The 15437-nt window shown below is 59.2% G+C and carries 15 protein-coding genes and 1 riboswitch; of the genes, 7 read left to right on the forward strand and 8 right to left on the reverse strand.

The features are described 5' to 3' along the window. Window positions 1-18 precede the first annotated feature (18 nt). Window positions 19-117, reverse strand: a riboswitch (S-adenosyl-L-homocysteine riboswitch). A 197-nt stretch (window positions 118-314) separates the two neighbouring features. Both AB4P91_RS07685 and AB4P91_RS07690 read left to right on the forward strand, forming a co-directional pair. After that, the gene (locus AB4P91_RS07685; protein ID WP_150593621.1) at window positions 315-722 is read left to right on the forward strand and encodes an acyl-CoA thioesterase; all 408 of its coding nucleotides are present in this window, start codon (window positions 315-317) and stop codon (window positions 720-722) included. Window positions 723-898: 176 nt separating this feature from the next. Continuing rightward, entirely contained in the window at window positions 899-1780 is an 882-nt protein-coding gene (locus tag AB4P91_RS07690; RefSeq protein WP_150593622.1) for a formate/nitrite transporter family protein, read from the forward strand. Between the two features lie 6 nt (window positions 1781-1786). Here AB4P91_RS07690 and AB4P91_RS07695 read toward each other — a convergent pair whose 3' ends face one another. Continuing rightward, the gene (locus AB4P91_RS07695; protein WP_150593623.1) at window positions 1787-2653 is read right to left on the reverse strand and encodes a LysR family transcriptional regulator; all 867 of its coding nucleotides are present in this window, start codon (window positions 2651-2653) and stop codon (window positions 1787-1789) included. A 112-nt stretch (window positions 2654-2765) separates the two neighbouring features. On the opposite strand from AB4P91_RS07695, the gene AB4P91_RS07700 reads away from it, so the two are divergent. Beyond that, window positions 2766-3179 (forward strand): VOC family protein, encoded by a 414-nt coding sequence (locus tag AB4P91_RS07700; RefSeq protein WP_150593624.1) that lies wholly within the window; start codon window positions 2766-2768, stop codon window positions 3177-3179. Between the two features lie 58 nt (window positions 3180-3237). Beyond that, complete coding sequence (locus AB4P91_RS07705) at window positions 3238-4518, forward strand: amidase (RefSeq protein ID WP_395604584.1); 1281 nt, start codon at window positions 3238-3240, stop codon at window positions 4516-4518. A gap of 47 nt (window positions 4519-4565) precedes the next feature. On the opposite strand, the gene AB4P91_RS07710 is transcribed toward AB4P91_RS07705, so the two are convergent. Further along, window positions 4566-5828, reverse strand: a complete 1263-nt coding sequence (locus AB4P91_RS07710) for a sodium:proton antiporter (RefSeq protein WP_150593626.1) — start codon at window positions 5826-5828, stop codon at window positions 4566-4568. Window positions 5829-6116: 288 nt separating this feature from the next. Next, entirely contained in the window at window positions 6117-7286 is a 1170-nt protein-coding gene (locus AB4P91_RS07715; RefSeq protein WP_150687991.1) for an MFS transporter, read from the reverse strand. Between the two features lie 229 nt (window positions 7287-7515). Here AB4P91_RS07715 and AB4P91_RS07720 point away from each other — a divergent pair, with 229 nt between their 5' ends. After that, on the forward strand, window positions 7516-8349 hold the full coding sequence (locus AB4P91_RS07720; protein ID WP_395604585.1) for an EamA family transporter: 834 nt from the start codon (window positions 7516-7518) through the stop codon (window positions 8347-8349). 39 nt (window positions 8350-8388) lie between these two features. Then, on the forward strand, window positions 8389-8772 hold the full coding sequence (locus tag AB4P91_RS07725) for an MAPEG family protein (RefSeq protein ID WP_150593628.1): 384 nt from the start codon (window positions 8389-8391) through the stop codon (window positions 8770-8772). Window positions 8773-8910: 138 nt separating this feature from the next. On the opposite strand, the gene AB4P91_RS07730 is transcribed toward AB4P91_RS07725, so the two are convergent. After that, window positions 8911-10095, reverse strand: coding sequence for a murein transglycosylase A (locus AB4P91_RS07730; RefSeq protein ID WP_150593629.1), 1185 nt, complete (start codon window positions 10093-10095; stop codon window positions 8911-8913). 128 nt (window positions 10096-10223) lie between these two features. Between AB4P91_RS07730 and AB4P91_RS07735 the strand changes: the two genes are divergently transcribed. Beyond that, window positions 10224-10673 (forward strand): c-type cytochrome, encoded by a 450-nt coding sequence (locus AB4P91_RS07735; protein WP_395604586.1) that lies wholly within the window; start codon window positions 10224-10226, stop codon window positions 10671-10673. Between the two features lie 120 nt (window positions 10674-10793). Here AB4P91_RS07735 and AB4P91_RS07740 read toward each other — a convergent pair whose 3' ends face one another. The 4 genes from AB4P91_RS07740 to AB4P91_RS07755 form a co-directional block, all read right to left on the reverse strand. Next, entirely contained in the window at window positions 10794-11189 is a 396-nt protein-coding gene (locus AB4P91_RS07740; RefSeq protein ID WP_042561498.1) for a DUF1090 domain-containing protein, read from the reverse strand. A gap of 96 nt (window positions 11190-11285) precedes the next feature. Continuing rightward, window positions 11286-12953: an NAD-dependent DNA ligase LigB gene (gene ligB / locus AB4P91_RS07745; protein WP_395604587.1), complete on the reverse strand. Its 1668-nt coding sequence runs from the start codon at window positions 12951-12953 to the stop codon at window positions 11286-11288. A 195-nt stretch (window positions 12954-13148) separates the two neighbouring features. Further along, the gene (gene metK, locus AB4P91_RS07750) at window positions 13149-14339 is read right to left on the reverse strand and encodes a methionine adenosyltransferase (RefSeq protein ID WP_042561496.1); all 1191 of its coding nucleotides are present in this window, start codon (window positions 14337-14339) and stop codon (window positions 13149-13151) included. An 18-nt stretch (window positions 14340-14357) separates the two neighbouring features. Next, window positions 14358-15353: a metalloregulator ArsR/SmtB family transcription factor gene (locus AB4P91_RS07755; RefSeq protein WP_042561495.1), complete on the reverse strand. Its 996-nt coding sequence runs from the start codon at window positions 15351-15353 to the stop codon at window positions 14358-14360. Window positions 15354-15437 lie beyond the last annotated feature (84 nt).

The following is a 15437-nucleotide window of genomic DNA, read 5'->3' on the forward strand; positions in this document are numbered from 1 at the left end:
GCCTCCATTCGTAATGTATGCGAATGGGCGCCGTTGTGCGTTTAGTGTCCGGCCTAGGCCAGTCAACGCCCCATCCGAGCCTGACAGGTTGAACCTGCTGCAGCGCCCCTCGGACAGGTGGCGGGAAAACGGTATCAAGTGGAAGTTACCGTTTTGAAACGGTGGCGATTATAGCCGTCTAGACTGATCTTCCAAAGGCTTTCTGTCGGCCAAATGAAGATCACCAATCACGACCATAGTAGAAGGCTCATGGAGCATGACCGCTCGGTCTGCCAAGATACCGCCCATCTTTCGGCAAACGCTCAGGAGTGAACATGAATTTCCACACCCGCAAATGGGTAAAACCCGAAGACCTCAACCCCAACGGCACCCTGTTCGGCGGCAGTCTGTTGCGCTGGATCGACGAGGAAGCAGCGATCTACGCCATCGTCCAGCTGGGCAATCAGCGCGTGGTCACCAAGTACATTTCCGAAATCAACTTCGTCAGCGCCTCGCGCCAGGGCGACATCATCGAACTGGGCATCACTGCCACCGAGTTCGGCCGCACCTCGATCACCCTGACCTGCGAAGTACGCAACAAGATCACCCGCAAGAGCATTCTGACTGTGGAGAAGATGGTTTTCGTCAACCTCGGTGAAGACGGCCTGCCGGCACCGCACGGGCGGACCGAGATCAGGTATGTGAAAGACCAGTTCCAGGACGATGAGTTAGTCACCCAATAACATCGGCGCCGCTTTCTTCGCGAGCAAGCGCGCTCCCACAAGGATCACCCTGTACCTGTGGGAGCGAGCTTGCTCGCGAAAGCGATTGTCCTGTCACCGAAGATTCATCTGGCCACTGAACAGCCTTGAACCGCCGGGGTCGTAGGTAAACACCACCCCCCACCGGTTCCCACGCCATGACCACGCCCACCGACGGCAAGACCCCCGATCTCTCGGCCAAAGAGCAACACGAAGTCGAGAAAAGCCAGCCGCCCCGCGCGGCGGTTCTGCATGAAATCATCCGCTCCCAAGGCGATCAGGAGCTTGAACGCAGTATCGCTGCGCTATGGTGGTCGGCGCTCGCTGCAGGGCTGACCATGGGCCTGTCGCTGATGGGCATGGGCCTGCTCAATTCGCGATTGCCCGAGGGCGACGAATTCAAGGTGATTGCCAGTTTTGGCTACTGCGCAGGTTTCCTCGCGGTGATCCTCGCCCGCCAGCAACTGTTCACCGAAAACACCTTGACCGCGGTGCTGCCGGTCATGACCAAACCCACGCTGCTTAACTTCGGACGGCTCATCCGCCTCTGGACAGTGGTGCTGGCCGGCAATCTGTGCGGCACGATTCTGGTGGCTTACGTGATGCTGGAGCTGCCGATTTTCGACGCCAAGACCGACCACGCCTTCCTCGAAATCGGCCGCAAGGTGATGGAGCACAGCGCCAGCCAGATGTTCGCCAAAGGCATTGTTTCCGGCTGGATGATCGCCACCATGGTCTGGATGATCCCGTCGATGGAGAGCGCGAAGATGTGGATCATCATCCTCATCACCTACTTCATGGCGCTCGGTGACTTCACCCACATCGTCGTCGGTTCGGCGGAGGTGTCCTATCTGGTGTTTGCTGGCGAGTTGCCGTGGAGCGATTTCTGGGCGGTGTTTGCGGGGCCGACGCTGGCCGGCAATATCATCGGCGGCAGTTTTATCTTCGCCCTGATCAGCCATGCGCAGATCCGCAGCGAAAGCGGGGCGCCGAAAGCGGATAGCCCTGAGAAGGAACATGCCGAGTCCAGGCCAGATTGAATCCCGTCAGGCTTGTGCCAGTGAAAGCACGTTGGACAAAGCGCTCATCATCCTGGGCCGGTCAGTCTGAACGTGGCTGATCAGCGCGATCTCTCTGTCGTAGCGATCGTTGCCAAGCGGGGTCACAACACACTTGTGGCCCCAGTGTTCGAAGCCGGACCAGTAAGGCACAAGGCTCACGCCCAGGCCTTCCGTCACAAGCATGGCAATGGTCTCCAGTGCATCCAGATCCACCAGCGGCGTCGGCAGTAATCCGTTGTCCGCCAGATAGTGCTCGGCATGCCTTCCGCCCCACGAGTCAGGGTCGTAGCGGATATACGGTTGGGTTTTCAGTTGAGCCGGGATGCTCTCCGAGGATTTTTCCTTTGAGAGAAAAACCAGAGGTTCCTTGCGAAGCGATACCGCCTGCAGGGCTTTCGGCAATTCGAACGGCGGAACCACCAGGATGGCCGCGTCGATTTCCCCGCAGAGAAGCGACTGATACAACGCGCGCGATGTCCCCGGCACGATGACCGGCGTCAGCCCCGGCGCCAGTTCGGTCAGTGCGCGCAATGCGCCGGGTAGCAGACCGGTCAGCACAGTTGAAATAGCGCCTATTCGTAACTGCCCCGTAAGCCCGCCCTCGTCGGCATCTCCCGCCAGCAATGCAATCTCGCGAACGATGCGTTTAGCCCTCGGCAGTAAACCGAGGCAGGCGTGAGTCGGCTTGGCTGCGTGCCCAACGCGCGATAGCAGTTCAAAGCCGAGCTGCCGTTCCAGCGCGAGAATTCGTTGACTGATCGCTGCTGCCGTCAAACCTTCCACGCGCGCGGCGTGTGCGATGGAGCCACATTCCACGACTGTAATGAGGCTTTTCAAATAACGCGTATCCATAAAAAATTCTTTCGATAGCGAAAAAATTACATGCTATCTCTTTTGATGAAAACCGCACAGTCTTCAGCTCAGCCAGTCATTCTCACTTACCGGCGACGTTCAGGAGCTACCGATGCAGTCAATTTTTCATCTCGCTATTCACGTCCGCGATTTGCAGGTTTCCCGCCAGTTCTATGGTGATCTTCTGGGATGTGAAGAAGGGCGCAGCACCGAGACCTGGGTTGACTTCAATTTTTTCGGGCATCAGTTGTCGTTGCATCTGGGCGAACCGTTTGCGGTAACGAACACCGGGAAAGTAGGTGAGCACAACGTGCCGATGCCCCACCTTGGGGTGATATTGAAGATGTCGGACTGGGTTGCCTTGAAGGACCGTTTGATCGAAGGCCAAGTGAAATTTGTTCTTTCACCCACCATTCGTTTTCCGGGAGAGCCCGGCGAGCAAGCGACCATGTTCTTCCTGGACCCCGCCGGAAACCCTATCGAGATAAAAGGCTTCACTGACTTGCAATCGGTTTATGCAACTTGAAACGTCCAAAAAGCGCACTTCCCTCAAGTGCCTTTAGAAGGGAAGTCCAAGGAGCGATATGCCCAATTTCAATCAAGCTGATGCCGCCGCAATTTCTGAAATGGTTCGTGCGGATGTCGTGAGCGCAGAGGCAGTAGCCGAGCACTTTATTGGCTGTGTCGAAGCGGGTGAGCGCAGCATAAAGGCCTTCGTTTCGTTCGATCCGGACGCGGTGCGCAGTCAGGCGTGCCCATTGAAAAACGGTAACGCGAAAGGCCTCTTGGCAGGTGTGCCCGTGGGGATCAAAGACGTCTATGACACGGTCGATCATCCCACCCGTTTTTACTCGCCTATCTATGAGCAAAACCGTCCCTCGCGTGACGCCCATGTCGTTGCGCTGCTGCGCCAGGCCGGGGCCCTCATCATGGGCAAGACCCATACCACCGAATTCGCCTATATGCACACAGGTCCAACCCGCAATCCCCATGATCTTGCCAGAACCCCCGGCAGTTCGAGTGCCGGGTCGGCAGCGGGGATGGCGGCCGGGTTTTTCCCGCTTGCGGTGGGGACTCAGACGGCCGGCTCATTGATCAAACCGGCGGCCTATTGCGGACTGTATGCCTTCAAGCCTTCTTATGGTCTGGTTTCTCTGGAGGGGGTCAAACCGTTAGCGCCGAGCTTTGACACGGTGGGTTGGTATGGCAGGTCTGTTCGCGATCTGGAGGTGATGGCTCAGGTCTTGATACCTGGTTTCCCGCAGCGTGCTCATGAACGCAATTTATGCTCGTTCGGCTTCTGTCGTACGGCGCGTTGGGATCAGGTAGACGAAGACGTCGCCAGATCTCTGGAAGCTGCAGTTGAAGAGCTGCGCTCAGCCGGACATCAGGTGAGCGAGGTGTTGCTGCCGGAGGAGTTTGCGGCGGTCTTTGATGACCATCTGCTGATAAACGATTGCGAGGGCGCCCGATCACTGTCCAAAGAACTGCAAATGCATCCGGACAAACTCAGTGATGAACTGCTAGCCATGATCGAACGCGCCCGTTTGACAACTTGGGAACAAGAGTCAGCGGCAAAGAAGCGTCTGGCCAAGTTGGCCACCGTTTTGGAGCCGATATTCCAGCCTTTCGACGCTGTCCTGGGGGCGAGCTGTGGCATCGTCGCCCCGTTGGGCCTTGAAGCCACCGGACCTTCCGATTTCAGCAAGTTCTGGATGGCGTTTGGCTTGCCGCAAATCAACCTTCCGCTCGTGCGCAATGCCGGGGCGTTACCCGTTGGCCTGCAAATGATTGGAGGGTTTAGAGACGACAGCCATCTGTTGCGTGCTGCGCAAGAGGTTGATTCGGTGCTGCGGGCTAATTGAAGGGGCGCCGTCGTGGAGGTATTTCCGCGACGGCGCCGTGTGACGCGTCAGTGTGAGGAATTTTCAGCGCTGACTTCTTGCTGGCCCGTTACGCCACGGACAACCCGGCCAATGGTCAGGCCCTGTATCAGAATCGACGACAACACCACGATGTAGGTGATGCTTAGCAGCAAGTCGCGCTGCTCGCCCAGTGGCAGCGACAGCGCCAGTGCGACCGAAACCCCACCGCGCAAACCGCCCCAGGTCAGCACCCGGATCGTGCCGCGCGGCACTGTGCGCCAGCGCCGCAGCAGCAGGATTGCCGGGGCCACGGTAAGCAGACGCGACAGCAGAATCGCCACCGCCAGCAAGCTCGCCGCCGCCAGGTGCAGCCAGTTGAATGGCAGCAGCAACAGCTCCATGCCGATCAGCGCAAACAGCAGCGCATTGAGCATGTCGTCGAGCAGTTCCCAGAAGCCGTCGAGGTATTTTCGGGTCATGTCGTTCATCGCCAGATTGCGCCCCAGGTTGCCGATGATCAGGCCGGCAACCACCATCGCAATCGGTGCGGAAACGTGCAGTTCGGAGGCCAGCGCCGAACCACCGATGACCAGCGCAAGGGTCAGCATCACTTCGATCTGGTGCTGCTCGATGCTCTTGATCATCAGGTAAACCAGATAACCGATCAGCCCACCGAACACCACGCCGCCAATGGCTTCGTGGGCGAATAGCATGGCGGTGGCACTGACGGTCGGGGTCTCGCCGAGTTGGGCGATGCCCAGCAACACGGTAAACACCACGACAGCGGTGCCGTCGTTGAACAGCGACTCGCCGACGATGGTGGTTTTCAGCGGTTTCGAGGCGTTGGCTGTACGCAACACGCCGAGCACCGCGATCGGGTCGGTCGGGGAAATCAGCGCGCCGAACAACAGGCAGTAGAGGAAGCTCACGTGCCAGCCGAACAGGGCAAAAATGTAATACGCGAGGCTGCCGATCACCGCCGTGGCGATCAATACACCGAAAGTCGCCAGCAAGCCGATGGGCCAGCGATAGCTGCGCAGATCATTCAGGTTAACGTGCAAGGCACCGGCGAACAGCAGGAACGAGAGCATCCAGTTCATCAGCAGATCGCCAAAATCGATCTGGCCGATCAGTTGCTGTACGCGTTCTTCCAGGCCCGGATAGCCGAGCACGCTCAAGCCTTGCAGCAGCAGGGAAAACAGCAACGCGGTGACCATCACGCCGATGGTCGGCGGCAGACCGATGAAGCGGAAGTTAACGAAGGTGAGGAGGGTGGTGAGGCAGATGAAAGCGGCGACAAGTTCAAGCATCCGGGGTCCTTTGGATGAGGGGTGGGAAGAAAGCGCACCATCGTTGGTGCAGGGGTTTGATGGGCTGGAGGCAACTGAAGACACAGTGGAAATCTGAGCTGAGACCAGGAGCCCACTCATCACAGCCCTCTCCCAAAGGGAGAGGGGGGAAGGGGAGCCGATCTTCAGGCTTTTCAAACTGAGCTCGACTCGCGATTTCAGGTCGGCGTAATTCTACGGAACGGCGCGGTCAGTCCCCTCTCCCTCTGGGAGAGGGTTAGGGTGAGGGCAATGTCTGGCACAACTCGATCAGCCAGACACATTGACCGCAGCAGCCCCGCGACGTTGCAGGTAGATAAACCAAAGCGCCGTCAGCACCGTCAACACACCCACCAGCGCCCCGGTCCACGGTAACTGCGCAAGATCGGCACCGCTCGCCACCACCAACCCGCCAATCCAGGCACCGGCCGCGTTGCCGAGGTTGAAAGCGCTTTGATTCAGGGTCGAGCCGAGGTTCGGCGCTTCATGAGCTTGATCGATAATCAGCAGTTGCAGGATCGGGCACAGCGCGAAGGCGAAAATCCCCCACAGCACCAGCGTGATCGCCGCCGGAATCACCGAGTGACTGGTCTGGGTGAACGCCGCGAGAACCAGCACCACCGCCATTGCCACACCCACCAGCGACGGCAGCAAACGACGGTCGGCCAAACGCCCGCCGAGCATGCTGCCAGCGGTCAGGCCGACGCCGAACAGCAACAGCATCACTGTCACGCCGTGCGGGCTGACGCCGGTGATGTCCTGCAGGATCGGCGCAATGTAAGTGAACACGCTGAACAGGCTGGTCGACGCCAGCACACTCATGCCCAGCGCCAGCAGCACGTTGATCTTGCCCAGCACTTTGAACTCGCTGGCGAGGTTGGCCTTGTCCATCGGGATGTGCTTGGGCAACCACAACCATTGCGCGAGGGCGGCAACAACACCGATCACCGACACCGCCCAGAAGGTCGAGCGCCAACCGGCGTATTGCCCGAGCGCAGTACCCAGCGGCACCCCGAGCACATTGGCCAGGGTCAGACCGGTGAACATCATTGCAATCGCCTGCGCGCGTTTGTTCGGCGCTACCAATCCGGCAGCGACCACCGAGCCGATACCGAAAAACGCGCCGTGGCACAGCGCAGTGACCACGCGGGCGGCCATGAGCGTGGCGTAATTCGGCGCCAGCGCGCAGAGCACGTTGCCGAGGATGAACATCAGCGTCATGCCCAACAGCGTGGCTTTACGCGGCATGTTGGCGGTGCCGATGGCAAGGATTGGCGCACCGAACACCACACCCAGGGCATAACCGGTGATCAGCAGGCCGGCGTGAGGAATGCTTACCGCAAGATCGCGGGCGACGTCGGGCAGCAGGCCCATGATGACGAATTCAGTGGTGCCGATGCCGAATGCGGCAACAGCGAGTGCAAACAAGGCGAGTGGCATGCGCAAGGTCTCTGTCGGTGTAGTCTTGACGCTGTGATCAGGCATACGCAGGCCAACGACCGGTCTCGAAAGAGAGCGGGGCAGGCAGCAATTATTGGAATTAGTCTGTGCGCAATTGAGTGCGGCGTGGTCGCTTGCAGTATAAACAGCTGCTGACACATCGAGAATCAATAATCTGACTATTCGATTATTACTGCAGGGAACAGTGAAAAATAATAAGGAGTAAGACGTGTTGGCGACAGGTTTGGTGTTGGTAGCGGCGCTGCTGCATGCGGCGTGGAATACCCTGATCAAGTTCAGTGCCGAACGGCTGCTGGTGGTGGCGTGCATGGACACCGTGGCGCTGCTGGTTGTCGCCATCGCGTTGCCCTTCGTGAACGTGCCGCCCATGGACATCTGGCCATGGATTCTCGCGTCGGCAGCATTCGAACTGCTCTATCGCTATCTGTTGATTCAGGCCTATCGCGTTGGCGATCTCGGACTGGTCTATCCGTTGATGCGCGGTTTGTCGCCACTGGTGGTGCTGGCACTGACGCTGATCTTTGCCGGTGAAGTGCTCACCACACAGCAGATCTTCGGGATCATGCTGATTCCGTTTGGCATGGCGTGTCTGCTGTGGCAGGGCGGCGGAGGCAAACATTTACCGTGGTCGATGTTGCCGGTGGTTGCGCTGATCGGGCTGTGCATCGGCTGCTACACCTACATCGACGGCCAGGCGCTGCGGCGTTGGTCGCATCCGCTGGATTACCTGGTCTGGGTCACGCTGCTCAGCGCCTGGCCGTTTCCGTTGCTGGCGTGGATCGCCAAACGTCCGGCGTTCATGCAGTTCTGGCGTGAGCAGTGGAAGCTGGGGCTGACGGTCGGGTTTTGCGTATTGTTCAGCTACGCTTTGGTGCTGTGGGCGATGCAGTTGGGCTCGATTGCCGAAGCAGCAGCGTTGCGCGAGATCAGCGTGATTCTGGTGGTGCTGTTCGGTATGCGATACCTCAAAGAACCTTTCGGCAGGTCGCGGCTCTTAGCTTGTGGGCTGGTGCTGATCGGCATACTGGTGATGAAGTTCTGACGGCTCGCGAACTCTATAACTCGAAAAAAGGATGGCGTTATGACGGTGGCTCTTTGGTGTGTGTTGATCGCGATCTTTTTGCCGTACGTGTGCACGATCGTGGCCAAGATTTCCGGCGGCTTCAAGCTTCGGGACAATCACGATCCGCGGGATTTTCTCGACAGCGTTGACGGTGTGGCCAGGCGCGCACATGCCGCGCAGATGAACAGCTTTGAAGTGATGCCAGCGTTTGCCGCTGCGGTGATCGTTGCGCATCTGGTGGGGACGGCACAGTTGGTCACCGTGAATGTGCTGGCGGTGCTGTTTATCACCAGTCGCCTGCTGTACATCATTTGCTATCTGGCGGACTGGGCGATGCTGCGGTCGCTGGTGTGGTTTGTGGGGATGGGGTTGATTGCTTCGTTCTTCTTTGTGTCTGTCTGATCCCTGCTGTTTTTGATGGCCTCGTCGCGGGCAAGCCCGCTCCCACAGGTAGCAACGGTGAGCACAACTTCGGTGTACACCAAATAAGCCTGTGGGAGCGGGCTTGCCCGCGATGGCGATTGATCAGGCAAAGACCTCTCAGGATTTTTTCTTGGGTGCATCCGCCACCTGCGGCACTTGTGGCAACGCTGCACCTTTAGGCCAGAGCATCCAGATCTGCCCCTGCTGTTTCATGTCCCCGGCCAATTGCCCGGCCGCATCACCAGTGCCCCAGAACAGATCTGCGCGAACCTCACCGGCAATCGCACCGCCCGTGTCCTGCGCCGCCACCGGGCGAACCAGCGCCGTGCCATCCGGGCGCGTCGTCGACAACCACAACAGGCTACCCAAAGGAATCACCTTGCGATCCACCGCCGCGCTGTAGCCGGCGGTCAGTGGCACGTTCAGCGAACCGCGCGGGCCTTCGTTGCTGTCCGGATTGCGGGTGAAAAACACATAGCTGGGGTTGCTGCCCAGCAGTTCCGGGATGCGCGACGGATTGGCCTTGGCCCAGTTGCTGATCGCGCCCATCGTTACGTCTTCTTTCTTCAGTTCGCCTTGCTCGACGAGCCAACGGCCAATCGGTCGATACGGGTGGCCGTTCTGGTCGGCGTAGGCAATGCGTAGCTGCTTGCCGTCCTGGGTCTGGATCCGCCCGGACCCCTGGATTTGCAAAAATTGCAGGTTCATCGGATCGGTAAGGTAGGCAACCACTGGCGCGTTCACGCCTTTGCTTTCGATCGTCGCGGCGTCGTCGTAGGGCTTGAGCACCCGGCCTTCAAGTCGACCGCGAAGGCGTTTGCCTTTGAGCTCGGGATAAATGCTGTCGAGCGAGACGATGATCATGTCCTCGGGCACGCCGTACACCGGAACATTCGCCACATCGGTAGGCGTCAGGCTGCCGGGGTACACCGGTTCGTAGTAGCCGGTGATCAAGCCATTGGGATTGTCGTTTTCAGCACGCAGGCCGTAGACATCGAGGTTCTGCTTGAGGAAAGCACGAATCTCGCTGGCGCTTTGCGGCACGTTGGCTGCTGCGGCGCAGGTCGTGCCCCAGACCGCATCGGACTTGAGGCGGGTGCAGGCACTGCGCCACGAGCCGAAACCGGCGACCAGGTCGCTATCGGACACCGCCGGCAGTGCTTCCCACGTCGCGCTGGAATAAGTGGCCAGCGCATGGGTTTTCGGCTTGTCGCTGTCGCCACCGGTACAACCGGCGAGAATCGCCAGCATTGGAAGCGTGGTGATCAGCGGATGACGCCAGGCCTTGAAACGGCTGTTCATGGAGTGATTCCTGTGCCGGTCGCCAGAGTGCTCCATGCGCTCCGGCAACCCGTATTTTTAATAGGGCTATTGGTGTTTGTCGGTGACGCGGGGATACTGGCCGCCGATTTCCGTGACCTGAAGCCACCATGACTCTTAAAAGAATTGCTGTTGTATTGCTGGCCTGTCTGACCCTGTCCGCCTGCGGCGGTGTCGACCCGAATTCTCCGCTGGGCCAACGCAAGACGATCTTCAAGCAGATGCTCAAGACCGGCGAAGAGCTGGGCGGCATGTTGCGTGGACGCATTCCGTTCGACGGGCCGAAGTTTGCCGAAGGTGCGGTGAAGCTCGATACGTTGTCCCGCGAACCGTGGAAACATTTCCCGCAAGTGCGCGAAGAAGATCACACGAGCGCCAAAGACGATGTCTGGCAAAAACAGGCGCGCTTCCAGGAAATGGCCCGCAACCTTGAAGCCGCCACCGGTGAATTGGTGGTCGCCAGCAAGGTCCAGCCGTACACGGCCAGCAACCTGGGGCCTGCGGTGCAGAAGGTTGAAGATGCCTGCAGCGCTTGCCATAAAGAGTTTCGCGATCATTGATACTTGTTGGCTGATCTGACGCCATCGCGGGCAAGCCCGCTCCCACAAATTTCTCTGCTGTACATAAGATATTCCTGTGGGAGCGGGCTTGCCCGCGATGGCGGCCTAATTCACCACCATTTACTTGTCGATCTGGTCCAGCGCGTCCTGCAGCTCTTTACGCGACTCGGCGAGCTTGTTCTTGCGCTTGTCGATCTTCTCCGGATCACCTTTCTTCATGGCCTTGTCGAGGTCGGCCTGGCGCTGACTCACTTCATGCTTGGCCTCGAGGACCTTGTTTTCGCGCTCCTTTTTCAGGCCGGCGTCAGTGCAATGTTCAGTGACTTCACGCAGAGCGGTTTCCAGACCTGCCTGCTGATCGGCGTTGCCGCGGGCTTTGGCCTGCTCGATCTGGTTCACGATGCCCTGCTTCTTGGCTGCGCAGCCTGTCAGGCCGGGAGCGTCCTCGGCAGCCATCACGGGAGCGGCCATGACGCCGCAAAGGGTCAGCAGGGCGAGTGGTGCGAAAAATTTCATAAAAGCTCCATGTGCAAAGGCATTCGGGTCGGGAGGCGCTGCGCTGTTGGAGCGCCTCGGCGACCGTTGGGTTCCCGGTGAGCCGGGATTGCATGTTCAGAAACCGTCGATTCCGGCGGTGCGTAAAATTTCACTCAAGGCTAGCACCTGCGCGTCGCGGAAGAATGCGCTCAATTGCGCTGCGCGCCCGGCGCCGATACCGACTTCCTTCTGCCATTGTTCGGTATCGCGTTGTGCCAGTGCCTGCCACGAGTCGGGGAGATTTGCCCCGCCCGTTGGCGGCATACCCAGCGCCTTGAGCCATTGTGCGAACGGTCGTTGGCGGGCGCTGCGAAAGCTGTGCATCAGGCGCGCGCTGCTGCGCTCGCCGAAGCCGGCAATGTTAGCAAGCTCTGGCTCGTCGAGGGTCAACCAATCCAGCAGGTGTTTCACGCGGCCTGTTTCGAGAAGTTTCTCCCAAGTACCGCGCCCGACATTCTGCATGGCCAGTCCTTGTTTGCCGCTGAGCCAGGTCAGGCGCGAGAGAAACTGGCTTTCGCAGCCGGGCGTCGGCTGCCAGCAACTCAAGGCATGAAAATCCTTGGCGTTCGGGACATTGATTGCTGCGCGCTCGCTGGTGCGCAATACAGCGCTGTCGAGACGCGGAATCGTCAGGCCGGCCAGACTGATTGCCACCTGATCGCCGGGGCGGATATCCAGCGCCTGCCAGCGCTTGAGTGAACTGGCGCTGACCCGTTTGATCTCCCGGTCATCGAGCATGACGGGTATCAGTTCGAGTACCGGCGTGATGCGGCCGGTGCGACCGATCTTGAAATGCACCTTGCGTACTTCGGCCAATGCCTGGGCAAACGGATATTTCCAGGCGATCGCCCAGTAAGGTGCGCGGGCCTGCCAGCGTTCGGCGGGAGGACGCTGACTCTGGCGCAGAACGATGCCGTCAGTGGCAAATGGCAGGGGTGAGCGATACCAGTGCTCGCGCCATTTTTGCGCCTCTGCCAATTGCTGGACGGGATAGCTGTAGGGCACCGTTGTGGCGAAGCCCAGCGCCGCCAGTGTGGATAGCCGCTCAGGCAAATCCGAAGGCCCTTGTGGCCAGTCCCAGATGAATAAGCCGATGCCGGCACCTTCTTCTGTACTCAGGGATTTTCTGCCCATCAAGCCTGCAACGACAGCGCGTGCGTTGACGCTGCCGGCGCGTGCTTGAACATGCTCGTTCAAACGCCAATAGAGTTCGCCTTGCACCAACACATCCAGCGGTTGTTTCAGGCGTTGAGGAATGGCGTCGATGTTGCGCGCCGATGCCGTCCAGTCTTGCCCGTTGACGCCGTCGCCGCGACTGATTGCTTGCTGCAACACCCCGGCGCGATAGATGAGTGTCACGGCGACGCCATCAACTTTGGGTTGTACCCAGACGTCCTTGCGGTTCCTCAGCCATGCCTCCACGGCCTCGGCTTTATGAAGCTTGTCCAGTCCCGTGTGGGCAATGGGGTGCGCAATGGCGCCCGAGGCTGTGCGCAAAGACTCGGGCGCCATTGGTAATTTGAAACACTGCCTCCATTGGTTTAGCCGCAGGCGCGATTGATCGTAGAGTTCGTCGGCAATCAATGCACGGCCTTCACGGTGGTAGGCGTCGTCCCATTGGTCGATCTGTTTTTGCAGGGTGGTGATTTCGCGCTGGGCCTGGGTGAGGGCCCAGTTCGGACATTGAGACGCGTAGCCCGTCAGGTACATGAGGTTCAGCAAAACAAACAAAAACAAACGCATCGTGAGCGTCCTTGCTCATGGGGGTTCCTCAAGGCTAGTCAGGATTTTGAGCACGGTGGGGCGGGTGTTTTGCGGGGTGTTTCCATTTGAAATTGATGTCGGCTGTGCGGGCCTCTTCGCGAGCAAGGTCTGGGTCAGGCATAAAAAAACCCCGCACGGCGCAAACCGTGCGGGGTTTTTCATGCAGCCAGGGAATTACAGGCCGGCAGCAGAACGCAGTGCGTCGGCGCGGTCGGTTTTTTCCCAGGTGAATGTGGTGAAGGTGTCTTCGCCAACAGTCTTGGTTTCTGGCGTGCGACCGAAGTGGCCGTAGGCTGCAGTTTCCTGGTACATCGGGTGCAGCAGGTCGAGCATGGTGGTGATCGCGTATGGACGCAGGTCGAACACGTCACGCACCAGTTTGACGATTTTGTCGTCGCTGATCTTGCCGGTGCCGAAGGTGTTCAGCGAGATCGAGGTAGGCTGGGCCACACCGATCGCGTAGGAAACCTGAATCTCGCAACGCTCGGCCAGGCCGGCAGCGACGATGTTTTTAGCCACATAACGGCCCGCGTAGGCAGCCGAACGGTCAACCTTCGATGGATCCTTGCCGGAGAACGCACCGCCGCCATGACGGGCCATGCCGCCGTAGCTGTCGACGATGATCTTGCGACCGGTCAGACCGCAGTCGCCAACCGGGCCGCCGATGATGAACTGGCCAGTCGGGTTGATGTGGAACTGGGTGTCTTTGGTCAGCAATTCGGCAGGCAGCACGTGCTTGACGATCAGCTCCATCACGCCTTCGCGCAGGTCTTTGTACGACACGTCAGGGTTGTGCTGGGTCGACAGAACGACAGCGTCGATACCGACAACCTTGCCGCCTTCGTAACGGCAGGTCACTTGCGACTTGGCGTCCGGGCGCAGCCAAGGCAGCAGACCCGATTTACGGGCTTCGGCCTGGCGCTGAACAAGCTGGTGCGAGAAGGTGATCGGGGCTGGCATCAAAACGTCGGTTTCGTTGCTGGCGTAGCCGAACATCAGGCCCTGGTCGCCGGCACCCTGATCTTCAGGCTTGGCACGGTCAACACCCTGGTTGATGTCTGGGGACTGCTTGCCGATGATGTTCATCACGCCGCAAGTTGCGCCGTCGAAGCCGACATCGGAGCTGTTGTAGCCGATGTCCAGAATGACGTTACGCACGATTTCTTCCAGATCGACCCAGGCCGACGTGGTCACTTCACCGGCGATGATTGCAACGCCGGTCTTTACCAGAGTCTCGCACGCCACACGGGCGAACTTGTCTTCAGCAATAATGGCGTCCAGCACCGCATCGGAAATCTGGTCGGCGATTTTGTCCGGGTGCCCTTCGGACACGGACTCGGAGGTGAAGAGGGAGTATTCGCTCATCTCGATTTTTTCCTGAATTTACCGATGGTGAGTGTCGCCAGCCGGTCGCTGAAAGTGGCGGACCTGGATCTGGAAACCATTACGTAAGCCTACATAGAGGCTTTCCCCGGGAACGAGTCCCGCAGCGGTGGCCCAACGGGCCAAATCGTCCTGTTCAAACCCCAACCACAGATCACCGCAGGCCTCCCTGGCCCAACTCTGGTTGTGGCTACATAACTCTGTCACGAGCAGGCTACCGCCCGGTTGCAGCAAGTCGGCCATGTGCTTGAGCGCTTCGGCCGGCGCGGCGAAATGGTGCAACACCATGTTCAACACCACGCAATCGGCCTGAAGGCTGGTGCCGTTCAATGCATCGGCCAATTGCAGGCTGACGTTAGCCAGTTGTTCACGAACGCATACCTGACGCGCAAGTTCGAGCATCGCCGGGCTGTTGTCCAGCGCGGTGACGGTGCTGAAACGACGCGCCAGTTCCGGCAGGAAAGCGCCATCACCGGGGCCGACTTCAATGGCCGTGGCAGCACCATCGAAATTCAGTTTGTCGAGCAGCGCCAGCACGCTTTCGCGGTACTGCGGCAGGCCTGCGATCAAGTCTTGCTGGGCGCGAAATTTCTCAGCTACCCGGGCGAAAAAGTCCTGGCTGGCCGCAGCCCGTTGCCCGTGAACCTGAGTGATTCGTGCTTGAACGTCGTCAGGCAGCACCAGGTTGTCGACTTCTTCTAACAATGCGGCGTGCAACTTGCCACCCAGCAATTCGGTGTGGGGCAGGGCGCGGCGATAGAAAATCGCGTTGCCTTCGCGGCGGGTGGCCACCAGATCGGCTTGCGCCAATACCTTAAGGTGATGACTCATGCCGGACTGACCGATGCCGAAAATTTGTGCCAGCTCCAGTACACCGAACGAATCGTTGGCCAGCGCGCGCAATACATTCAGGCGCAGCGGATCGCCGCCGGCCTTGCACAGGGCCGCCAGCTCGTCGCAATCGTCATGGCGAATGGAAGGCACGCGTAAGTTCATAGGGTGGGCAGTCTAGTGACGGCCTCAAAGCACCGCAAGGCCAATATCAAAAAGTTTTGATATTGCTCGATAGATGGCACTTCT

The sequence above is a fragment of the Pseudomonas sp. B21128 genome (genome assembly GCF_044218865.1).
GTDB classification, from domain to species: domain Bacteria; phylum Pseudomonadota; class Gammaproteobacteria; order Pseudomonadales; family Pseudomonadaceae; genus Aquipseudomonas; species Aquipseudomonas iridis.